General features: G+C 73.1%; 19 protein-coding genes. 3 read left to right on the forward strand and 16 right to left on the reverse strand.

Going from position 1 to position 22,090, the window contains the following annotated elements:
* Positions 1-16 precede the first annotated feature (16 nt).
* The 16 genes from ABD954_RS04205 to ABD954_RS04280 all read right to left on the reverse strand — a co-directional run bounded on the left by ABD954_RS04205 (position 17) and on the right by ABD954_RS04280 (position 18,420).
* Positions 17-1,402 (reverse strand): aspartate aminotransferase family protein, encoded by a 1,386-nt coding sequence (locus tag ABD954_RS04205; RefSeq protein WP_345484388.1) that lies wholly within the window; start codon positions 1,400-1,402, stop codon positions 17-19.
* A gap of 7 nt (positions 1,403-1,409) precedes the next feature.
* Complete coding sequence (hpnH, locus tag ABD954_RS04210; protein ID WP_345484389.1) at positions 1,410-2,429, reverse strand: adenosyl-hopene transferase HpnH; 1,020 nt, start codon at positions 2,427-2,429, stop codon at positions 1,410-1,412.
* Between the two features lie 7 nt (positions 2,430-2,436).
* Complete coding sequence (locus tag ABD954_RS04215; RefSeq protein ID WP_345484390.1) at positions 2,437-3,102, reverse strand: phosphorylase family protein; 666 nt, start codon at positions 3,100-3,102, stop codon at positions 2,437-2,439.
* Complete coding sequence (shc, locus tag ABD954_RS04220; RefSeq protein WP_345484391.1) at positions 3,102-5,228, reverse strand: squalene--hopene cyclase; 2,127 nt, start codon at positions 5,226-5,228, stop codon at positions 3,102-3,104. The genes ABD954_RS04215 and shc overlap by 1 nt, the downstream gene beginning before the upstream one ends.
* Before the next feature lie 119 nt (positions 5,229-5,347).
* Entirely contained in the window at positions 5,348-6,448 is a 1,101-nt protein-coding gene (locus ABD954_RS04225; RefSeq protein ID WP_345484392.1) for a polyprenyl synthetase family protein, read from the reverse strand.
* Positions 6,445-7,923, reverse strand: coding sequence for a hydroxysqualene dehydroxylase HpnE (hpnE, locus tag ABD954_RS04230; protein ID WP_345484393.1), 1,479 nt, complete (start codon positions 7,921-7,923; stop codon positions 6,445-6,447). The genes ABD954_RS04225 and hpnE overlap by 4 nt, the downstream gene beginning before the upstream one ends.
* A gap of 457 nt (positions 7,924-8,380) precedes the next feature.
* Positions 8,381-9,331 carry a presqualene diphosphate synthase HpnD gene (gene hpnD / locus ABD954_RS04235; RefSeq protein WP_345484394.1) on the reverse strand — a complete coding sequence of 317 codons (951 nt, stop codon included), beginning with the start codon at positions 9,329-9,331 and terminating at the stop codon, positions 8,381-8,383.
* Entirely contained in the window at positions 9,328-10,245 is a 918-nt protein-coding gene (gene hpnC, locus ABD954_RS04240; protein ID WP_345484395.1) for a squalene synthase HpnC, read from the reverse strand. Before hpnC ends, hpnD begins: the two co-directional genes overlap by 4 nt.
* 353 nt (positions 10,246-10,598) lie before the next feature.
* Entirely contained in the window at positions 10,599-11,261 is a 663-nt protein-coding gene (locus tag ABD954_RS04245) for a TetR/AcrR family transcriptional regulator (RefSeq protein ID WP_345484396.1), read from the reverse strand.
* 144 nt (positions 11,262-11,405) lie between these two features.
* Positions 11,406-12,194, reverse strand: coding sequence for an ABC transporter ATP-binding protein (locus ABD954_RS04250; protein ID WP_345484397.1), 789 nt, complete (start codon positions 12,192-12,194; stop codon positions 11,406-11,408).
* The gene (locus tag ABD954_RS04255; protein WP_345484398.1) at positions 12,187-13,116 is read right to left on the reverse strand and encodes an ABC transporter permease; all 930 of its coding nucleotides are present in this window, start codon (positions 13,114-13,116) and stop codon (positions 12,187-12,189) included. The genes ABD954_RS04250 and ABD954_RS04255 overlap by 8 nt, the downstream gene beginning before the upstream one ends.
* A gap of 50 nt (positions 13,117-13,166) precedes the next feature.
* Positions 13,167-14,051 carry a glycosyltransferase family 2 protein gene (locus tag ABD954_RS04260; RefSeq protein ID WP_345484399.1) on the reverse strand — a complete coding sequence of 295 codons (885 nt, stop codon included), beginning with the start codon at positions 14,049-14,051 and terminating at the stop codon, positions 13,167-13,169.
* An 11-nt stretch (positions 14,052-14,062) separates the two neighbouring features.
* The gene (locus ABD954_RS04265; RefSeq protein WP_345484400.1) at positions 14,063-14,842 is read right to left on the reverse strand and encodes a CDP-alcohol phosphatidyltransferase family protein; all 780 of its coding nucleotides are present in this window, start codon (positions 14,840-14,842) and stop codon (positions 14,063-14,065) included.
* Entirely contained in the window at positions 14,820-15,881 is a 1,062-nt protein-coding gene (locus ABD954_RS04270) for an iron-containing alcohol dehydrogenase family protein (protein ID WP_345484401.1), read from the reverse strand. Before ABD954_RS04270 ends, ABD954_RS04265 begins: the two co-directional genes overlap by 23 nt.
* On the reverse strand, positions 15,869-16,618 hold the full coding sequence (locus tag ABD954_RS04275) for a phosphocholine cytidylyltransferase family protein (RefSeq protein ID WP_345484402.1): 750 nt from the start codon (positions 16,616-16,618) through the stop codon (positions 15,869-15,871). The genes ABD954_RS04270 and ABD954_RS04275 overlap by 13 nt, the downstream gene beginning before the upstream one ends.
* On the reverse strand, positions 16,615-18,420 hold the full coding sequence (locus ABD954_RS04280) for a DUF5941 domain-containing protein (RefSeq protein ID WP_345491954.1): 1,806 nt from the start codon (positions 18,418-18,420) through the stop codon (positions 16,615-16,617). The genes ABD954_RS04275 and ABD954_RS04280 overlap by 4 nt, the downstream gene beginning before the upstream one ends.
* A gap of 416 nt (positions 18,421-18,836) precedes the next feature.
* On the opposite strand from ABD954_RS04280, the gene ABD954_RS04285 reads away from it, so the two are divergent.
* From ABD954_RS04285 to idi, 3 genes are all read left to right on the forward strand, one after another.
* Positions 18,837-19,778 carry a cation diffusion facilitator family transporter gene (locus tag ABD954_RS04285; protein WP_345484403.1) on the forward strand — a complete coding sequence of 314 codons (942 nt, stop codon included), beginning with the start codon at positions 18,837-18,839 and terminating at the stop codon, positions 19,776-19,778.
* 212 nt (positions 19,779-19,990) lie between these two features.
* Positions 19,991-21,256, forward strand: coding sequence for a bifunctional class I SAM-dependent methyltransferase/N-acetyltransferase (locus ABD954_RS04290; protein ID WP_345484404.1), 1,266 nt, complete (start codon positions 19,991-19,993; stop codon positions 21,254-21,256).
* Positions 21,257-21,397: 141 nt separating this feature from the next.
* Positions 21,398-22,006 carry an isopentenyl-diphosphate Delta-isomerase gene (gene idi, locus ABD954_RS04295; protein WP_345484405.1) on the forward strand — a complete coding sequence of 203 codons (609 nt, stop codon included), beginning with the start codon at positions 21,398-21,400 and terminating at the stop codon, positions 22,004-22,006.
* The last annotated feature ends 84 nt before the right edge of the window (positions 22,007-22,090 follow it).

Below are 22,090 nucleotides of genomic sequence, written 5' to 3' on the forward strand. Positions count from 1 at the left end.
CCGGGCGGCCGGGACGCTAGCGCTGCGCGACCGCCTGCTTGACCAGCGTCTTCCCGAAGTCCCACATCAGGCCGCCGCCCCCGTGGGCGTCGTCCATCACCGCCGTGAAGGCCGTCACGAAGCGGTCCACGTCCGCCGCGTCGATGATCAGCGGCGGGATCAGCTTGATGACCTCCAGGTGGTCGCCCGAGACCTGGGTCAGGATGCGGTGGCGCTGGAGCAGCGGCACCACGACCATCTGGGCGAAGAGTCCCTTGCGGGCCGCCTGGAGCATCGTCCAGCGGCTGCGCAGCGCCAGCGAGGACGGACGGCCGAACTCGATACCGATCATCAGGCCGCGACCGCGGATCTCGTGCAGCAGCTCGTAGCGCGGCACGAGCTCGCGCAGCCGGCCGGCGAGCAGGTCGCCGATCCGGCGGACGTGCGCCACCGTGCCCTCGGTCTCCATCACCGAGAGCACGGCCAGGCCCGCCGCCATGGCCTGCGCGTTCGACCCGAAGCTGGCCGAGTGGACGAGCACCCGGTCCATGGACGAGTAGACCTTCTTGAAGATCCAGTCCTTGCCGAGGGTGGCGCCGACCGGCACGTAGCCGCCGGAGAGGGCCTTGGCGACGCAGACCAGGTCCGGCTCGACGCCCTCCTCGTGTTGGTACGCGTAGAAGTCGCCGGTCCGGCCGAGGCCGGTCTGCACCTCGTCGGCGATCAGCAGGGCGCCGTGCCGGTGGAGGAGTTCCTGGGCGGCGCGCAGGAAGCCGGGCGGGGCCTCGTGGACGCCCTTGCCCTGGACGGGTTCGACGACGAAGGCGGCCACGTCGCCCCGCCGCAGCTCCCGCTCCAGGGCGTCGAGGTCGCCGAGCCCGATCGCCGTGTCGGGCAGCAGCGGGGCGAAGCCCTCCCGGAAGCCCTTCTCCCCGTTGACGGAGAGCGAGCCCGTCGTCAGACCGTGGAAGGCGTGGGAGCAGTAGACGATCCTGGTGCGGCCGGTGGCGTACCGGGCGAACTTCAGGGCGGTCTCCACGGCCTCGGTGCCGCTGTTGCCGAAGAACACCCGGTCGAGGTGCGGGCTGTGGGCGAGCAGCTTCTCGGCGAGCAGCCCGGGCAGCGGCTGGCAGTCGAAGCGGGTGAGGTCGGCGAGCTGGGCGTCGAGGACGTCGTGCAGCGCCTTGCGCACCACGGGATGGTGCCGGCCGAGCCCCATGACGCCGAAGCCGGCCAGCATGTCGAGGTAGTCGGCGCCGTCGGCGTCCCAGAAGTGCGCGCCCTCGGCCCGCTCGTACACCTTGTCGAAGCCGATGGTGTGGAGCATGCGCGGCAGCTGGTGGTTGAGGTGCCGGGCGTGCAGCTCGTAGCGCTCGCCGCCGCGCTCGGCGAGCAGCGCCCTCAGGTCGAAAGCGCCCGTCATGGCGCGGTCACCCGTTCCCGGAGACGGTCTCGCGCATCGCCCGCAGCGACTCCTTGAGCGAGCCCATGGTGGCGAGGACGGCGGTGGGCTCGTAGCCGCAGTGCGCCATGCAGTTGGCGCAGCGCGGGTCCTTGCCGCGGCCGTACTTGTCCCAGTCCGTCTCCTCGATGAGCTCGCGGTACGTGGGGACGTAGCCGTCGCTCATCAGATAGCAGGGGCGCTGCCACCCGAAGAGGGAGTAGTTGGGGATCGCCCACGCGGTGCAGGGGAAGTCGGCCTTCCCTTCGAGGAAGTCGAGGAAGAGCGGCGAGTGGTTGAGCCGCCAGCGGCGCCGGTTTCCGCCCGCGAAGGCCTTCCTGAAGAGCTCCCTGGTCTGTTCGACACCGAGGAAGTGCTCCTGGTCGGGGGCCTTTTCATAGGCGTAGGCGGGCGAGATCATCATTTCGTCGACCTTCAGGTCGTCGTTGAGGAAGTTGAGCACCTCGATGATCGTCTGCGGGGTGTCGGTGTTGAAGAACGTGGAATTGGTGGTGACCCGGAAGCCGCGCCGCTTGGCCTCCTTGATGGCGGCGACCGCCTCGTCGAAGACGCCTTCCTTGGCGACGGACTCGTCGTGGCGTTCGCGCAGTCCGTCGATGTGCACGGCGAAGGCGAAGTACCGGGAAGGGGCGAAGTCGTCGAGCTTCTTGCGCAGCAGCATCGCGTTGGTGCACAGGAAGACGTATTTCCGCTTGGCCACCAACTGGCGCACGATCTCGTCGATCTGCGGGTGCATCAACGGTTCTCCACCGGCGATGGAGACCATCGGCGCGCCGGACTCCAGGACGGCACCGACCGCCTGGGCCACCGGCATGCGCTGCTTGAGGACGCCCGCGGGATGCTGGATCTTCCCGCAGCCCTCGCACTTGAGGTTGCACGCGTACAGCGGCTCGAGCTCGACGATCAGCGGGAACTTGTCCCGCTTGCGGAGCTTCTGTTCGAAGAGGTAGGTCCCGACCCGGATGGACTGACGGAGCGGCATGGCCATAACTCGCTCACCTCCTGGGGAGCAGCAAAGAACGGTGCCATTCGAAGAATGCGGGAAGGACGGCACGAAGGACGCGGAAGGCCGATATTCCCCCGCGGACCGTGCCGATCCGGACCAGTTCGTGCTCCGGGGCGTCCACGACCACCCGTACGGCCGCCACCGGGCGCGGTCCGGCCGCCGTCGCGGTGCGCAGCGTGGCGGCCGACTCCATGTCGACGGCGATCGCTCCGCCGGCCCGCAGCGCGGCCCGCTCGGGGCCGCGCACCACGTGGTCGGAGCCGGTCAGGGGGCCGGTGTGGACGGTCCGCCCCGGCACGGCGCGGGTGAGCGCCTTCACCAGGAGCTCGGTGCCCGCGCAGACAGTGGTGCCGTCGACGTCGCGGGTCTCCTCGGCGACGATCAGGTCGCCGGGGTGCATGCCCGGTGCGAGCCCCGCGCAGAAGCCGGAGGCGATGACGGCCGCGTCGCGCCACGCCTCCCGTTCCAGGGCGCGGGTGACGGCCCGGCGCGCGTGCTCCGGGCCCATTCCGCTCCGCACCACGGTGACGGGTGCGGGGGCTCCGCCCCGGTCACCGCTGCGCAGGGCGAGCTTCTCGATGCCGAGGGCGCAGGCGATGACCAGCGGGGGCACGGCGGCCGGTGCGCCCGGGTTCCCGGCCGGCTCCCCGGCCATCAGCCGCCCTCCGGGCCGTGCAGCACGGGCTCGCCGTTCACATAGCGGCCGAGCGCGGTGAGCGGGAAGACCTGCCGGTACAGGTGGTAGTTGATGGAGAAGTCCCAGGGGAAGCCGGTGCCGGTGAAGTACGGCTCGTCCCAGGAGCCGTCCTCCCTCTGCGTCTCGACCAGCCAGGCGACGCCCCGCCGGACCGCGGCGGACTCCCGCTCGCCGGCCGCGAGCAGGGCGATCAGCGCCCACGCGGTCTGGGAGGCGGTGGAGGCGCCCCGTCCGATCCACCGCTCCTCGCGGTACGAGCGCAGGTCCTCGCCCCAGCCGCCGTCCTCGTTCTGCACCGACTCCAGCCAGGCGACGGCCCGCCGGATCGCCGGGTGGCCGGTGGGCAGGCCGGCGGCGGTCAGGGCCGGGACGACCGAGCCCGTACCGTAGACGTAGTTGACGCCCCAGCGGCCGAACCAGGCGCCGCAGGGCTCCTGTTGGGCGAGCAGCCAGGCCAGGCCGCGGCGGGTGCGGGGGTCCTCGGTCTTGCCCTCGTAGGCGAGCATCTCGACCACGTGGGCGGTGACGTCGGCCGAGGGCGGGTCGATGACCTCGCCGAAGTCGCAGAACGGCAGCCTGTTGGGGAGGCCGCTGGTGTTGTCGGCGTCGAAGGCGCCCCAGGCGCCGTTCCTCGACTGCATGCCGAGGGTCCAGCGGGTGCCGCGGGCGACGGCCGCGTTCAGCCGCTCCGGGTCGGGGTGCCGGACCCGGCGCAGCGCCAGGACGACCTCGGCGGTGTCGTCGATGTCCGGGTAGTTGTCGTTGTGGAACTCGAACGCCCAGCCGCCCGGCGGCAGTCCGGGCCGGCGGACCGCCCAGTCGCCCTTGCGGACGACCTCCTCGCCGAGCATCCAGTCGGCCGCCTTGACCAGCGCGGGGTGGTCGGGGCGGACGCCGGCGTCGGCGAGGGCGATGGTGGCCAGGCAGGTGTCCCAGACCGGGGACTGACAGGCCTCGATCATGCGGGCGCCGTCCTCGCGCCACACCGCGAACCGGTCGAGGGACTCCAGGCCCGCGCGCATCACGGGGTGCCGGAGGTCGTAGCCGAGGAGGTGGAGGGCGATCACGGAGTAGACGGCCGGCGGCTGGATGCCGCCCCAGCAGCCGTCGTTCTCCTGCCGCTCGACGATCCAGCGGGCGGCCACGTCCATGGCGATCTTGCGCAGTCGGCGCGGGGCGATCCGGCGGTAGAGGTGCAGGCCCTTGTCGACGCGCTGGAAGAAGCCGTCCCAGCTCGCCACGGCCGCCAGGGGCTTGCGCGGGTTCGGGCGGGCCGGGTCGGTGTGCAGCTCGTCCAGCGGGAAGGGCGCGGGCCGCACGGGCCGCTTGGCGGAGACGACGGTGAGCGGCACGATCGTCTGCCGTGCCCAGCAGCCGAAGTCGTAGAGGTTGAGCGGGAACCAGCTCGGCAGGAAGATCAGCTCGGGCGGCAGCTCGGGCAGGTCCTCCCAGCGCCACCAGCCGAAGAGGGCGAGCCAGATCCGGGTGAAGACCCGGGCCTCGGCCATGCCGCCCCGCGCGCGGATCCAGGCGGAGGCGCGGGCCATGTGCGGGGCGTCCGGCGGGTCGCCGGCCAGTCGCAGGGCGACGTACGCCTCGATGGTGGCGGACAGTTCGCCAGGCCCGCCGTAGAAGGTGGCCCAGGTGCCGTCCTCGCGCTGTTCGCCGCGGATGTGGAGGGCGGCGGCGCGGGTGGTGTCCGGGTCGAGGATCCCGAGGAACTGGCGGAGCAGCAGGTCCTCGGCGTCCATGGTGACGTTGGTCTCCAGGTCGCCCTTCCACCAGCCCTCGGCGTCCTGCCGGCCGAGGAGGTGTTCGACGGAGCGTTCCGCCGCCCTGGCGGCGGCCTCGTCGAGGTCGCCCGCCGCGGGGGGTTCGAGGACGCCCGTCGCCGGACGGTCCGCGAGGATCGTCGCCTTCAGAGGGTCCGCGAGGATCGTCGCCTCCGGAGCGTCCGGGCGGACCGCGACCTTCGGGGGCGTGTCGAGGACACCCGTCTCCGGGGCGGCGTCGGTGGTCGTTTCGCTTGCCGCGGCTGCCCGGGGTCCCATGGGCCCGGCGCTTCCGTCGGTCGTCGCTGTCATGGCTTCCCCTTCGTGCAGTCGGTGTACTTCCGCGTACGTTCTGCTTCTTCGGGTCTGCCGTCGGCCGGTGCCGCAGGGCACCGGCCGGCGACTGCGAACTCATATCAGGGTGATGGTGATCATCTCTTCCGTACGACGACGAAATCGGCCAGTGCCGTGAGCTGGGCGCGGACGCGGGCCGGCAGGTCCACCTCGTGCAGCGCCTCGATGGCGACGGCGTGCTGGCGGCGGGCCTCCTGGGAGGTCCACTCGCGGCCGCCGGCCTCCTCGATGAGGGCGGCGCGGGTGGCGAACTCCTCCTCGGAGAACGAGTCGAAGTCGATGCTCTTGGCGTCGGCGGCGAGCAGTTCGCCGAGCCGCTCGGAGGCCGGGCCGCCGGCCGCGAGGGCGGCGACGACCGGCAGCGACTTCTTGCGCTGGCGCAGGTCGGACCAGGTCTGCTTGCCGGTGGCGACCGGGTCGCCCCAGATGCCGAGGAGGTCGTCGATCGCCTGGAAGGCGAGGCCCAGGTGGTAGCCGTACTCCTCCAGCTTGTCGGCGGTGCGGTCGTCCGCGCCGCCGAGGACGGCGCCGATGGAGACGGCGCAGGCGAGGAGGGCGCCGGTCTTGTTGCCCTCCATCTCCAGGCACTCCTCGACGGTGACCCGCTCCCGGTGCTCGTAGGAGATGTCCTGGGCCTGCCCGTCGATGAGCTTGCGGGTGGCGGTGGTCAGGCGGCGGGTGGCGCGGCCGGCCTCGACGGTGCCGATCTCCAGCAGCAGCTCGTTGGCGAGGGCGAAGAGGGCGTCGCCGACCAGGATCGCCTGGGCGGGGCCGTGCACCTTCCACACCGTGTCGCGGTGGCGGCGCTGCTCGTCGCCGTCCATCAGGTCGTCGTGCAGCAGCGAGAAGTTGTGGACCAGCTCCACGGCGACGGCGCCGGGGACGCCGACCTCGGGGGCGGCGCCGGCCGCCTCGGCGGAGATGAGCGCGAGCGCGGGGCGAACGGCCTTTCCGCCGTCGCCGTCGGCGGGCCTGCCGTGGGCGTCGATCCAGCCGAAGTGGTAGGCGGCCACGGTGTTCATGGGCGGCGCGAGGCGGTCGACGGCCGCCCGCAGGACGGGCGTGGACAGGGCTCGGCCCCGTTCCAGCAGTGCGGCGACGTCCGCGGTGTCGACGGCCGGATTTCCCGGGGGCGCAGTCGGCACGGTCTCTCCTCTTGTTCCGGTACTCACACTCATGCCGCCTCCTGCAGCGGATGGTCGTAATGGCGGCCGAGGGCGAAGAGCGCCGCGCCGGCGGCGCTGAAGCCGCTGCGGACGGCACCCTCCATGGTCGCGGGCCAGCCGGTGGCGGTCCACGCGCCGGCCAGGTGGAGGCCGGGGGCGTGGGTGCGGGCGCCGGGGCGGAGCCGGCCGACGCCTGGGGTCGGGGCGAACGTGGCGGTCCGCTCGCGGGTGACGAAGAAGTCCCGGATGCCGGCGCCGCGGGCGGCGGGCAGCAGTCGCTCCAGCTCCGGGAGGTAGCGCTCGCGCAGGACGGCGACGGGCTCGTCGATGTCGTCGTGGGCGGCGGACTGGGAGACGGCGAGGTACTGGCCGCCTCCGGTCAGGCCCGAGGACTCGGTGCGGTCGAAGACCCACTGGACCGGGGAGCCGAGCGCGGTGAAGAAGGGCTGCCGCAGCACCTTGCGGTCGTAGACGACGTGCAGGTTGAGGATGGGGGCGGTGCCGATGTCAAGGAGCCGGTCGGGGTCGTCGAGGGCGCCGTCGGGCAGCAGCTCGCGGGTCTCGCGCTGCGGGACTGCGAGCACGACCGTGTCGGCCTCCAGGGTCTCCCCCGGCACCTGGACGGCCCAGCGTCCGTCGTCGGTGCGGCTGATCCGCTCGGCCTTGGTGCGCAGCTCGGTGCGGACGCCGAGGGAGTCCAGGGCCTTGCCGGCGAGGGTGTGGTGGAGTTCGCCGAGGGGGACGCGCGCCCAGCCGATGTCGGCGGCGCCGGGTTCGGAGAGGAGGCCGGTCTTGAAGACCATCGCGGCCAGGCCCATGGAGGCGTGCGGGGCGGTGGCGTTGAGGGTGGCGACGCCGACCAGGTCCCACAGGGCCTCGACGGTGCGGGCGGACTGGCCGTGGCGGCCGAGCCAGGTGGCGAAGTCGATGCCGTCGAGGGCCGGGTCGGCGGGGTCGAGCTTCTTCAGCGCGAGCGCGGCGCGGGCGACGGAGGCGCGCTCGGCGAGCGAGAGGTGCGGGTAGCCGGCGAGGCTCCGCGCCAGGTGCAGCGGCACGGGAAGGGCGGTGCGACGCAGCCGCCCGAGCCGCGGCCCGCGCGGGTGTGCGACGTCGAGCACGGGCACGTCGAGCCGCGGCTGTACGGGGGCGAGGTGGGCGCCGCCGATCCGGTCGAGGAACCAGCGGTAGGCGGTGCAGCAGCGGAGGTAGACGTGCTGGCCGTTGTCGACGGTCAGTTCGCCGCGCTGGAAGGAGAACGCCAGTCCGCCGAGCCGGGGCCGGCCTTCGAGCAGGGTGACGCGCACGCCCGCCTCGGCCAGCTGCAGGGCGGTGGTCACCCCGGCGAGGCCGCCGCCGACGACGACGGCGTGGGGGCGCGAGCGGCCGCCGTGCCCCGTGTTCACCGGCCCGGCGGGCCGGGGGGTTTCGTGGCCCGGCCGGACCGGCTGGATGTCCTCGGCCGCGGCGCGGCCCTCGTCGGCGGTCATGCGGCCTCCCCTCGGAGTGTCGTGCTCAGGGACGCGAAGGCGCGTCCGCGGGTTGTCCCGGGTGTCCCGTACGGCGCCGCCCCGGCACCACCGACCGGCCCGGCGAACGCCCGGGGGCCGCCGTCCGGGCAGCCGGTCGGGCGCGCGGCCCCGACGGGTACGCCACGCGACCCGGTCGCCCCGGGCGCCCTGCTGACCGCACGCCGGAGCACCGTACTGCGACCGGCGCGCGGAGCACGCCTCGGCACACCGGACGCGCCGGTCCCGCCACCGGCCGGGAGGCCGTTTCCGGCCACCACCCGGGCTGCGTCCCGTGCCGTCACGGCGCCGGCGGCCGCGGGCGCGGCGGCCGCGACGGCACGCCACCGGCCCGCTCCCGCCGGCGGGGAGCCGGGGTGTCCGGGCCCGGCGGCCGCCCTCGAACCGGCCTCCCGGCCGGCCGGGGGCGGGGTGGGTGTCACGCGGACCGCCCGGGGGCGCGGCGGGAGAGGTGGCGGGTGTCGAGGCCGGAGAGGCCGCGGACGGCGACGTAGGCCTTCTCGTGGCCGGGGAGCGAGACGCGGCCGCGCAGGACGGCCTCGGGGTCGCGTTCGATGCGGTCGAGCAGGCGGCGGTAGATGCCGGCCATGGCGGCGACGCAGGCGCCGCTGCGGCGGTCCAGCATCGGCAGGAGCCGGTAGCCCTCGGCGAAGAGGGCGCGGGCGCGGCGGACCTCGAAGTGGACCAGGCCGGCGAAGTCGGATCCGGCGGGCGGGGTGGCGGAGCCGAAGCCGTCGGAGCAGCCGAACTTGGCCAGGTCGTCGGCGGGCAGGTAGGTGCGGCCGTTGCCGGCGTCCTCGCGGACGTCGCGGAGGATGTTGGTGAGCTGGAGGGCGAGGCCGAGGGTGTCGGCGTACTCCGGGGCGCGGTCGGCGCCCGGCGCGCCGGGCTGGGTGCCGAAGACGCCGAGGGAGAGCCGGCCGATGGCGCCGGCCACGCACCGGCAGTAGACCTTGAGGTCGTCCCAGGTCTCGTAGGTCTCGCCGCGCACGTCCATGAGGACGCCGTCGATGAGCTCGTCGAGTCCGTCGAGCGGGATGGGGAAGCGGCGGGCGGAGTCGGCGAGGGCGACGGCGACGGGGTCGGTGTCGTCCTCCTCGATCTCCCCGGCGCGGATCCGGCCGAGGAGCGTGCGGGTGGCCTCCAGCCGGTCCTTCTTCTCGCCGGGCGGGAGCGGCCCGTCGCCGATGTCGTCGACCCGGCGCGAGAAGGCGTAGAGCGCCGACATGGCCTGTCGCTTCTCGGTCGGCAGGAGCCGGATCCCGTAGGCGAAGTTGCGGGCCTGACCTCCGGTCACGGCCTCGCAGTAGCTGTACGCGGCCTGGACCGGCGCGGACGGCTGCGGCTGTCCCTCCACGGTGCGGCTCACCCCTCTCTCCCCGCCGTGAGCAGGACGGCGCCCGCCCGGCGCATCAGACTCCGTTTGGCGGCCTTGGGCGGCCCGGGCAGGACGTCGAAGCCCGCGGCGGCGATCGCGTCGAGCGCCGCGTGTCCGCCGCCGGTGAAGCCGGCGAGCAGCAGCCGGAGCCGGCCGTGGACGCTGCCGACGAGCGGGGTGCCGGCGTCCAGCAGGGCGCGGGCCCGGTCCGCCTCGAAGGCGATCAGGGCGCGCACCGAGGCGCCGGCGGTGGGGCGGGCGAGGTCGTCCTCGGTGACGTGGAACCGCTTCAGGTCCTCGGCGGGCAGGTAGATCCGGTCGCGGGCGAGGTCCTCGGCGACGTCCTGGAGGTGCTCGACGATCTGCAGCGCGGTGCAGATCTCGTCGGAGCGGCGGATCCGCTCGGGGGTGGCGGTGCCGGTGAGGGCGAGGACGAGCCGGCCGACGGGGTTGGCGGAGAGCTCGCAGTAGGCGAGGAGGTCGTCGTAGGTCTCGTAGCGGCGCACCAGCTGGTCCTGGCGGTTGGCGGCGACGAGGCCGAGGAAGGGCTCCGGGGTGAGCCGGCACCGCTCGACGGTCGGGCCGAGGGCGCGCAGCAGCGGGTGGCGGGGGGCTCCGCCGGCGGGGTCGAAGACGCGCAGGAGGTCGGTCTCGAAGGCGTCGAGGAGGGCGAGCCGGTCCTCGGCGTGTTCGGGGGCGACGCCGAGGTGGCGGGCGTCGGCGCCGCCGGGGGCGAGGTCACCGTCGCCGATGTCGTCGACCAGGCGGGCGAAGCCGTACACCGCCATCAGGTCGTCGCGCCAGGCCCGGGGCAGGAAGAAGGGGGCCACGGGGAAGTTCTCGTCCGCGGCCTTGCCGAGCGTGGCCGAGGAGGCGTCGGGTCGCACCTGCCGGGTTCCCGTCACCGGCCGCTGCCCGACGCGGGGACGGCGACACCCTCGTGGAGCTGGAGATTCTGCGTCATGGCCGTCACGTCTCCCGTTCTACACTGCGGACCCAATCCATACTATTTCGGACACGCCGCCGACCCCTGCCCGTGGCTCGGTGCCCGGTGGCCGGGCGCCTGGGGGTATCGCCCCACTTGCCGCGAAACAGACCGGTACAGCTTACGTTGTACGAGGCTTCGTGCCGCGCCGGGGCCCCGCCGGTGGGTCGGCCGCCCGGCCACGACACGGCGGACTGTGTCAACGCCCCTTTCGGCCAAGGAGGTTGACCCGCCGGGCGCCCTCGGCGTCCGGAACCTCGGGCGGGGCGGTGTTCAGGGGACGCGGGTGCCGGAGACGACCATGGCGAGGGTGGACTCGACGACGTCGTCCCTGCGCTGGGCGGGCAGCCGGCGCAGCGGCCCTTCGAGCAGGAGCAGGGACAGTCCGTGCACGGCGGACCAGGCGGCCGCCTCGGCGGCCGGGCGGGTGGCGCGCGGCGGGCGGGCGGTGGCGGCGAGGGCGGTGAGCGCCTCGGTGAGCAGGGTGAACGCACGCACCTCGGAGACGCAGGCCCCCGGGCCGTCGCCGGCCGGGCCGGGCAGGCCGGTGTCGTCGGCGCCGGTGCGGAGGTCGGTGAAGGCGGAGCGGTAGAGGCCGGGCTGGGCGACGGCGAAGTCGACGTATCCGCGGCAGAGGGCGGCGAGCCGCGCTTCGGCGGCGCGGACGGGGTCGTCGGCGCCGGGGGCGCGGGCGGCGGTCCGCTCCATGGCGTCGGCGAGGGCCCGCCGGGCGTGGTCGCGGACGGCCGCGAGGAGTTCCCCGCGGCCTTCGAAGTGCCGGTAGGCGGCGGTGGGCGAGACGCCGACGCGACGCGCCGCCTCACGGAGCACGACCCGTTCGGGGCCTCCTTCGGTGGCGAGGTCGACGGCCGCGCAGATGAGGGCGTTGCGCAGATCGCCGTGATGGTAGGTCTTGCCTCCCGAGATCGCTGCCATGCGCTCATCCTGCCCGATGTTGACCGCATGAACATTCCAGGCGGTCTCCCGACCGGCGATGACCGCACGCTTCCGGACACGCGACCGCCCCCGCCGATCGGGTCGGCGGGGGCGGTCGTACGGCGGGGGGAAGGAGGCCGGGGACTACTTTCCGGTCTCGCGCTCGTAGGCGGAGATGACCTCGTCGGTCGGGCCGTCCATGAGCAGTTCGCCCTTCTCCAGCCAGAGCACGCGGTCGCAGGTGTCGCGGATCGACTTGTTGCTGTGGCTGACCAGGAAGACCGTGCCGGCCTCCTTGCGCAGCTCGCGGATGCGCTCCTCGGAGCGGATCTGGAACTTGCGGTCACCGGTCGCGAGGGCCTCGTCGATCATGAGGACGTCGTGCTGCTTGGCGGCCGCGATGGCGAAACGGAGCCGGGCGCCCATGCCGGAGGAGTAGGTCCGCATCGGCAGCGAGATGAAGTCGCCCTTCTCGTTGATGCCGGAGAAGTCGACGATGTCCTGATAGCGGCTCTTGATCTCGTCGCGGGTCATGCCCATGGCGAGGCCGCCGAGGATCACGTTGCGCTCACCCGTCAGGTCGCTCATCAGCGCCGCGTTGACGCCGAGCAGCGAGGGCTGGCCGTCGGTGTAGACCTTGCCGCTCTCGGTGGGCAGCAGGCCGGCGATGGCGCGCAGCAGGGTCGACTTGCCGGAGCCGTTGGTGCCGATCAGGCCGATGGCCTCGCCGCGGTACGCGGTGAAGGAGACGCCGCGCACGGCGTGCACCTTGCGCACGCCGCGTTCGGTCTCGCCCTTGCGGCGGCGCAGGATGCGGCTCAGGGCGGCGGTGGCGCTGCCCTTGCCGCCGCCGGCGCCGTTGACCCGGTAGACGATGTGGACGTTGTCCGCGATGACGGTGGGCACGCGGTCCTGGGTGTCGTGGTCAGCCACGGCCGTACCTCTCCTCGGCCTTCCAGAAGTAGACGAAGCCGCCGACGCCGATCACCACGGACCAGGCCACGGTGACGGCCCAGACGTGCGGCGGGAGGTTGGAGGCCCCGTAGCCGTCGATCAGGGCGAACCGGATCAGGTCCATGTGGAGGGCGGCCGGGTTGTACTGCAGCAGGTCGGCGATCCAGGCGGGCTGGTCCTTCAGCATCACCGGGATGGAGAACATCACCCCGGACGCGTACATCCACGTCCGCATGATGAACGGCATCAGCTGGGCGAGGTCGGGCGTCTTGGCACCCATCCGCGCCACGATCATGGCCAGTCCGGCGTTGAAGAGGAACTGCAGCACCAGCGCGGGGATCATCAGCAGCCAGCTGAGCGCCGGGTAGCTGCCGAAGGCCACGGCGATGACGATGAGCACGACCATCGAGAACAGCAGCTGCTGGAGCTGCTGGAGCGCGAAGGAGATCGGCAGGGAGGCCCGCGGGAAGTGCAGGGCCCGCACCAGGCCGAGGTTGCCGGAGATCGCGCGGACGCCGGCCATCACCGAGCTCTGGGTGAAGGTGAACACGAACACGCCGGTCACGAGGAACGGGATGTACACCGACCGTGACATGCCCCGGTCCGCGTCGAGGATCAGACCGAAGATCAGGAAGTAGACCAGCGCGTTCAGCAGGGGCGTCACCACCTGCCAGAGCTGACCGAGCTTGGCCTGGCTGTACTGGGCGGTGAGCTTCGCCTGGGAGAAGGCCAGGATGAAGTGGCGCCGGCCCCACAGCTGGCGGACGTACTCCACGAGCCCCGGCCGGGCTCCGCTGACGGACAGACCGTACTTCGCGGCCAGCTCGGCCGGGCTCAGGCCGTCGTCGACGGACGGCCGGGTGCTCGTCACGACCCCACCGTCCCGGGATGTGTCACTCACAAGTCGAAACTTTCGTGTTCAAGATGCGCGGCAAGTCGGGTACCACGATGTCAGACGACGGGCGGACGTCCCAGTCGGGTCAGCCGCCACACCGTACGCCACCTCATGGGTCGCCGAGGTCCGCAGGGGGCCGTCCAGCCCTCCCGGAAACCGCCGAACCATGCCTTGAGGGCTGGTACGGAAGGCCGTCGTGCCAGGGTGAGCAGCAGCCACACGCCGAGATAGACCGGCACCAGGGGCGCGGGAAGATTGCGGCGAGCCAGCCACACCCGGTTGCGGGCCACGTTGTAGTGGTACGTCGCGTGCCGCGAGGGCGGGGTGGTGGGGTGCAGCAGCACCATGTCGGAACGGTAGTCGATCATCCAGTCGGCGTCGAGCGCCCGCCAGGCGAGGTCGGTCTCCTCGTGCGCGTAGAAGAACGCGTCGGGCAGACCGCCGACCTCGGCGAACACCTTGGTCCGCACCGCGTTGGCGCCGCCGAGGAAGGTGGTCACCCGCGAGGAGCGCATCGGGTCCGAGGCGCGCAGCCGGGGCACGTGCCGGCGCTGGGTGAGTCCGGTCTCGGGGTCGGCGATGCGGAAGCTGATGATGCCGAGGCGCGGATCGGCGGTGAAGGCCTGGCGGATCAGCTCGGCGGTGTCGGTGTTGGCGAGCAGGCCGTCGTCGTCGAGGAAGAGCAGGGCGTCGACGTCGGTGCCGCCGGGGCCGAAGGCTTCGATGCCGACGTTGCGGCCGCCGGGGATGCCGATGTTCTCGGGCAGGGTGACGGTGCGGACGCCGTCGGGCAGGTCGGTGATCTCGACGCCCTGGCCCACGACGACGACCTCGATGGGGTCGCCCTCCTGCCGGGCGACCGAGTCGAGCAGGGCCCGCAGGTCGTCGGGCCGGTTGCCCATCGTGATGACGACGGCGCCCAGCTTCATCGGTGCGGTCATGACGGGCGCCCTCACTTCAGCCTGCTGGACGCGAGGATCGACACCAGGTGCAGCACGGTCTGCAGCAGGGCGATTCCGGCCAGGACGGCGACGCCGAGCCGGGAGAAGAACAGGTCGCCCCGCATCTGGTCCGCGACGGCGAGGACCAGGATCAGCAGGGACGCCTCGATCCCCAGGATCAGGCGGTGGAACTTGAGCGCGGCGGCGGCCCGGCGGGCCAGGGCCATGCCGGAGGAGCGCGGCTCGGAGGCGGCCTCCTTCACCGGCGGCAGGCCGCCCTGGTGGCGGGCGACGCCGACCAGGTCGGTCTCGGCCTTGATCAGGATGGCGCCGAGCGCGGCGAGGGTGCCGAGGAAGGCCCACAGCCAGTCGATCCGGCCGTCGCCCCACAGGTCGGCGGCGCGCAGGCCGAAGCCGACGAGGACGGCCGCGTCGCAGAGGTAGGCGCCGACCCGGTCCAGGTAGACGCCGCCGAGCGAGAACTGCTGCTTCCAGCGGGCCACCTCGCCGTCGACGCAGTCGAGCAGCAGGTAGAGCTGGACCATGAGCACGCCGAGCAGCGCCCCCGGGATCCCGGGGATCAGCAGCGCGGGGGCGGCGAGGACACCGGCGAGGGTCATCACGTACGTGAGCTGGTTCGGCGTGACCCGGGTGTTCACCAGGTGGCGGGTGATCCGCAGCGAGATCTCCCGCATGTACAGGCGGCCGCCCCAGTGTTCGCCGCTCCGCCGGTCCTTCACACCCGGCGGGTGGACGACCGGGCGGAGCTCAGCTACCGATGGCTTTTGCATAGTCGGCGTATGCGTCCCTGATCTCGTCGGCGGAAAGGTCGAGGTGTTCGAGGATGGTGAAGCGGCCGGGCCGGGTCTGCGGGGCGAAGTCCACCGCCCGTACGAACTCGTCGACGGTGAAGCCCATCTCCTCGGCCAGCACGGGCAGGCCGTGCCGACGGAGGGTCTGCACCATCTGCGCGGACTCCTCGCGGGCCCCGCGCAGGTGCATGGCGAAGGCGGCGCCGAGGCCGCACTGCTCCCCGTGGCTGGCCGCCCGCGTCGGGTAGAGCAGGTCGAAGGCGTGGCTGATCTCGTGGCAGGCGCCCGAGGAGGGGCGGCTGTCGCCGCTGATCGACATGGCGATGCCGGACATCACCAGGCCCTCGGAGAGGGTGACGAGGAAGTCGTCGTCGCCGACGCCGCCGGGGTGGCGCAGCACCGCCTCGCCCGCGCTGCGGGCCATGGCGGCGGCCAGGCCGTCGACCTTCTCGCCGGTCTCGCGGTGGGAGAGCTCCCAGTCGGCGATGGCGGAGAGGTTGGAGATGGCGTCGCCGATGCCGGAGCGGACGAACCGGACCGGCGCGTCCCGGATCACGTCGAGGTCGATGACCAGCGCGATCGGGGTCGGCACGCCGTAGGACCCGCGGCCGTTGTCGTTGTCCAGGGTGGAGATCGGCGAGCAGATGCCGTCGTGCGACAGGTTGGTGGCGATGGCGACGAGCGGCAGGCCGACCCGGGCCGCCGCGTACTTGGTCACGTCGATGATCTTGCCGCCGCCGAGCGCGACGACCGCGTCGTAGCGCTTGCCGCGCATGGCGTCGGCCAGCTTGACGGCTTCGTCGATGGTGCCGCCCGCCACCGGGTACCAGTCGGCGTCCGGGAGCTCGGCGGCGAAGCGGTCACGCAGGCGCAGGCCGGAGCCGCCGCTGATGGCGACGGCGATCCGTCCGTTGCTGGAGATCCGCTGGTCCGCGAGGAGCGCGGACAGGTCGTCCAGCGCTCCTCCGCGGATGTCGACGACGACCGGCGACGGAATGAGCCGGGTCAGTACTGGCACGCGATGTCACGGCCCTTCGCCAGGTCGTCGTGGTTGTCGATCTCGACCCACTTGACGTCGCCGATGGGCGCCACGTCGACGGTGAAGCCGCGGTTGACCAGCTCCTGGTAGCCGTCCTCGTAGTAGAGGTCGGGGTCGCGCTCGAAGGTGGCCTTCAGGGCGTCGGCGAGCTCCTCGGCGGCCTCGGCCTCGATGAGCGTCACACCGATGTACTCGCCGGTGGCGTCGGCCGGGTCCATCAGCTTGGTGATCTTCTGGACGCCCTTGCCCTCGGCGGTGACGACCTTCATCTCCTCGTCGGCGAGGTTCTTCACCGTGTCGAGGGCGAGGATGATCTTCTGGCCGTTGCCGCGGGCGGCGAGCAGGGTCTTCTCGACGGAGACCGGGTGGACGGTGTCGCCGTTGGCGAGGATCACACCGCGCTTCAGGACCTCACGCGCGCACCACAGGGAGTAGGCGTTGTTCCACTCCTCGGCCTTGTCGTTGTCGATGAGGGTCAGCGCGATGCCGTACTTCGCCTCCAGGGCCTCCTTGCGCGCGTACACGGCCTCCTTGCGGTAGCCGACGACGATGGCGGCCTCGGTGAGGCCGACCTCGGCGAAGTTCTTCAGCGTGAGGTCGAGCACGGTGAGAGAACCGTCACCGGCGGGGTCCACGGGCACGAGGGCCTTCGGAAGCGTGTCGGTGTAGGGGCGCAGACGCCGTCCGGCACCGGCTGCCAGTACGAGGCCAATCATGCTGTCTCTCCTTCGTCATGTACGGCGGGTGCTCCGGAGGAGACCCAGAAGCGGACCGACTCCACGAGCGCCACGAGGCCCACGGCGACCGCGAGAGCGGTGAGCGCCGAGGTGAAGTCGTTGCCGCGGTTCGCCGACAGAGCGGCGAGTACGGCCACCACGAGCGTGCGTCCCTCGTGGCCGCCGATGGTGCGCACCAGCCAGGCCGGCGGCGCGCCGGTGCCGCCGCGGATGCGGTACACCGTGTCGTAGTGATGGTAGGCGACCGCCGCGACCAGCCCGAATGCGGCGGGAAGGGCGTGCGCGGAGTCCGCCCCGGCGGCGAGCAGCAGGATCGTGCCGTACTCGGCGGCGCGGAAGACGGGCCGGACGAGCCAGTCCAGGGCGCCCTTGAGGGGGGCGGCGACGGCGAGGCCCGAGAGCACCACGTAGCCGGCGGCGGCGCCCACGACGGCCCAGCCGGGGCCGGTGAGGGCGGCGGTGCAGACGACGGCCGCCGCGCCGAGGAGGGCGAGCAGCGGGGCGAGGAATCCGGTGGGGGCGCGACGGGCGGTGACCCGGGCGACGGCCTCGGCGAGCGGTCCGGAGTCGGCGAGGTCCGCGAGGGCGCGGGCGGCGCCGTCCGTGCGGGGCGCCGTGCTCCTGAGCGAGCGCAGCAGCCGGCCGGCAGTGGTGTAGCAGGCGCCGAAGGCGCAGCCGATGATCAGCGCCCAGAAGACGGTCCGGGGGCTGGTGACGGCGGTGAGGACGGCGATCATCGCCCAGCGCTCGCCGATCGGCAGGATGATCATGCGGCGGGCCCAGACGGTCCAGCCGACGTTGTCGAGCCGGCTGGACAGCGCCAGGCTGGTCTTGGCGGTGCCGCCCGCGCTGGGGGCGTTCGCCTCGTTGAAGGAGAAGTCCACGACATGCCGGCAGGTCATGAGGACCATGGCGCCGAGCGCGAGGAACCACACGTCGTCGCCGCTTCGGGCGGCGCCGAGCGCGAGGCCCGCGTAGAAGGAGTACTCCTTGGCGCGGTCGAAGGTGGCGTCCAGCCAGGCGCCCATCGTGGAGTACTGCAGCGAGTAGCGGGCCAGCTGCCCGTCGGTGCAGTCCAGGACGAAGGAGACCAGGAGCAGCACGCCGGCCGCGACGAAGCCGCCGCGCTCGCCGGTGGCGGCGCAGCCGGCCGCGAGCAGCGCGGTGAGGAGCGAGGCGGTGGTGACCTGGTTGGGGGTCAGTCCGCGGCGCGCGCACCAGCGGGCGATGTAGCGCGAGTACGGGCTGATGAAAAAGGTGGTGAAGAAGCCGTCGTGGGCCTTGACGGCGGAGCGGAGCCGTACGGCCTCCTCGTCGACGGCTTCGACGGCGGCGCGCGCCCGGTGGCGGGCCTCGGGGTCGTCGGGCACGGCGGCGACGAGGGTGCCGAGCTGCGGCCGGTGGACCGCGACGCCGTCGGCGTCGAGCGCCGCGGCGGCGGCGTCCGGGAGGGCCGTCCCGGCGGCGGGCGCGCCCGCGGGCACGGCGGCCCGGTCGAGTGCGCGGGCCAGGGCCGGGCGGGCCTCGGGCTGCGCGGTGAGGACGCCGGGGGCGGCGGCGGCCGGGAAGCGGGGGTCGGTGAGGGCGAGCCGCAGGGCGTGGAGGTGGCCGACGAACCGGGGGTCCACGACGGCGACGCGCTGTCCGGCGGGCACGGCGGCGAGCAGGGTGCCCGTCTCGTGGGGCCCGGAGGCGACCTCGACGTGGAATCCCAGGGACCGCAGATCGGCGTCGAGCGACGATCCGGGTACCGGCGGACCGGTGAGGATGGCGGTCGACAGGGCGAACTCACTCCTTGGAGCTGGCGGACGGGCCGGCGGGACCCACGGCACGGCCCCGGGCGCGGCGATGCGGCCCGGCACCGGGCGGCGGCACGTCGGCTGAGGCTATCGGATGACGCCGAGGCGAGTTCACCGAGGTTTCGCGGCACGGCCTCCCCGGGGCCGCCTCGCGTCCGCACGGGTGCGCCAGGTGCTGTCGTGATCATCATGGGTGATCGGCGGCCCGGCTTCCAAACCGCCCGGGACGCCCTTCGGGCGCAGGGTTTCGGCCACCCCTCGTCCGATCCGCATAACCGCAGGTCAGAGCATATGACAACGGTGTTCAGTACCGTGTTGCGCATACCCCCCACCCGTAGTTCACTTGCGCATCGGAGACACCACCGAGCACGTCGTCGACACGACCGGGAGGCCTTGTCATGGGGGCTGGACACGACCACGGGCACAGCCACGGCGGACCGCCGCCGAGCGGCACCGCGGCCCTGGCGTACAGGAACCGGCTGCGGATCGCACTCGGCATCACGCTCTCCGTGATGGTCATCGAGATCGTCGGGGGCGTCCTCGCCGATTCGCTCGCCCTGATCGCCGACGCGGCGCACATGGCGACCGACGCGGTCGGTCTCGCGATGGCGCTGCTCGCCATCCACTTCGCGAACCGGCCTCCGACGGGCAACCGCACCTTCGGCTACGCGCGCGCCGAGATACTCGCGGCGCTGGCGAACTGTCTGCTGCTGCTCGGCGTCGGCGGCTACGTGCTGTACGAGGCGATCCAGCGGTTCGTCGAGCCGGCCGAGACCCGCGGCGGGCTGGCCATCACCTTCGCCCTGGTCGGTCTGGTGGCGAACATCGTCTCCCTCTCGCTGCTGATGCGCGGCCAGAAGGAGAGTCTGAACGTGCGCGGCGCCTACCTGGAGGTCCTCGCCGACGCGCTCGGCTCGGTGACCGTGATCGTCGCCGCGGGCGTCATCCTGCTGACGGGCTGGCAGTACGCGGACCCGATCGCCTCGATCGTGATCGGCCTGATGATCGTCCCGCGCACCGTCAAACTGCTGCGGGAGACCCTGGACGTGCTCCTGGAGGCCGCCCCGAAGGGCGTCGACATGGCCGAGGTGCGCCGGCACATCCTGGAGCTGCCGGGCGTCGAGGACGTGCACGACCTGCACGCCTGGACGATCACCTCGGGGATGCCGGTGCTGTCCGCGCACGTGGTCGTCGGCCAGGACACCCTGGACGCGGTGGGCCACGAGAAGCTGCTGCACGACCTCCAGGGGTGCCTGGGCTCCCACTTCGACGTCGAGCACTGCACCTTCCAGCTGGAGCCGGCCGGTCACGCCGAGCACGAGGCCAAGCTGTGCCTGTGAGCGGCTGCTAGCCTGGGCGCGACAGACGTGGCAGGGAGAGGAGCTGAGGTTGATGACCGTCGCGACGGTGGCCGCCCACGGCGGCGGCGCCCGGTTCAGCCTCAGCTTCCGGGTCTCCCGGCCGATCTGACGTTCTCCGTCGGCCCCGGCGCCCGCCGCCGGATCCGGCGTTCTCCGTCGGCCGGGGACCCCTCCATCAAGGGATTCCCACGTTGTCCGACAACGACATCACCACCCAGGCGCTTCACGACGCCTTCTTCGCCCTGCACCACGGCCTGCCGCGCCAGGGCCCCGGCTCCGACACCACCACCCGCCGGCTGCTCGCCCTGGCCGGCCCGCTGCCCGCGCGCCCGCGCGTGCTCGACCTCGGCTGCCGCCCCGGCCGCTCCGCGCTGCTGCTCGCCGCCGAGGCGGGCGCGCAGGTGACCGCGGTCGACCTGCACGAGCCGTTCCTGGCCGAGCTGCGCAAGGCCGCCGCCGCCCGCGGGCTCGACGAGCGGATCCGGACCCTGCGCGCCGACATGGGCGCGCTGGGGGACCTGCCCGACGGCGCCTTCGACCTGGTCTGGGCCGAGAGCTCGGCCTACGCGATCGGCTTCGACCGGGCCCTGGCCGAGTGGCGCCGGCTGCTCGCGCCCGGAGGGACCCTGGTCCTCACCGAGTGCGAGTGGACGACCGAGGAGCCGGGCCCGGTGGCCCGCGCCTTCTGGGAGCGGCACTACCGGCTCCGTACCACCGCGGAGAACACGGCCGCCGCGATCGCCGCCGGCTATCACGTCCTCGGGACCGTACGGCAGCCCGAGAGCGACTGGGACGCGTACTACGGCCCGCTCGCCGAGCGGGCCGCGGCCGCCGATCCCGCCGCGCCCGGGATGGCGGCGGCGCTGGCCGCGACCCGGGAGGAGCTGGAGCTGCGCCGTGAGCACGGCGGCGACTACGGCTACACCGGCTACGCCCTGCGGCCCGCCGACGCCCGCTGGCGGACCCGCCCGGAGACGGCGGCCGACCTCGCGGCGGTACGGCGGGTGGAGGCCGGCGCCTTCCCGACCGAGGCGGAGGCGGATCTGGTGGACGCGCTGCGACGGGACCCGGAGGCGTGGCTCCCGGGCCTGTCGTACGTCGCGGAGGCCCCGGACGGCACGGTCGCGGCGCACGCCCTGATCACCCGCTGTCATGTGGACGGCGTCCCGGCGGCGGCGCTCGCTCCCGTCGCGGTCGCCCCCGCGCACCAGCGCCGGGGCGCCGGGGAGGCCGTCGTGCGGGCCGTGCTCGACGCGGCGCGGCTGCGCGGGGAGGGGTTCGTCCTCGTGCTCGGCCATCCGGAGTACTACCCACGGTTCGGGTTCGTACGTGCGTCCGCGTACGGGATCAAGCCAGCCTTCGAGGTTCCCGACGAGGCGATGATGGCCCTCGACCTCGGCGGCTCCGACGCCGTGACCAGGGGCACGATCTCGTATCCGGCGGCTTTCGGGATCTGACGAGAGCGCCGCTCCCGCCGCGCCGGATGTACTCCGGTGCGGTGGGAGCGGCCATGTCCGGACGCCGAAGTACGGACAAGCCGGTTTTGTACGGCAGACTGAGGTCGCCCCTCAGGGCGAGGACCGAAGCGAAGGATGGGTATGCCGACCACACAAGCCCCCGCGGCCCACAGCTCCTCGAACGGCGGCCGGGCCGTCGCGGCCGAGGCGCCGATCATGCTCGAACTGGTCGACGAGGACGGCGTCACGATCGGCACGGCGGAGAAGCTCGCCGCGCACCAGGCGCCCGGGCAGCTGCACCGTGCCTTCTCGGTCTTCCTCTTCGACGAGGCGGGGCGGCTGCTGCTCCAGCGGCGCGCGCTCGGCAAGTACCACTCCCCCGGCGTGTGGTCGAACACCTGCTGCGGTCACCCCTACCCGGGCGAGGCGCCGTTCGCGGCGGCCGCCCGGCGCACCTTCGAGGAGCTGGGCGTCTCGCCCTCGCTGCTCGCGGAGGCGGGGACGGTCCGCTACAACCACCCGGACCCGGCGTCGGGCCTGGTGGAGCAGGAGTTCAACCACCTCTTCGTCGGCCTGGTGCAGTCGGACGTGCGGCCGGATCCGGAGGAGGTCGAGGAGACCGCCTTCGTGACCGCGGCCGAGCTCACCGAGCGCCACGCGGCCGCGCCGTTCTCCGCCTGGTTCATGACGGTGCTCGACGCGGCGCGTCCGGCGATCAAGGAGCTGACGGGTCCGGCCGGGGGCTGGTGACTCCGGGGACTCCGGGCGCGGTGCCGGTGCCCGCGACGGTCCCGGTGCCGGTGCCCGCGACGGTACCGAGGCCGGGCAGGGGGC

This window comes from Streptomyces roseoviridis (assembly GCF_039535235.1).
Lineage (GTDB): Bacteria > Actinomycetota > Actinomycetes > Streptomycetales > Streptomycetaceae > Streptomyces > Streptomyces roseoviridis.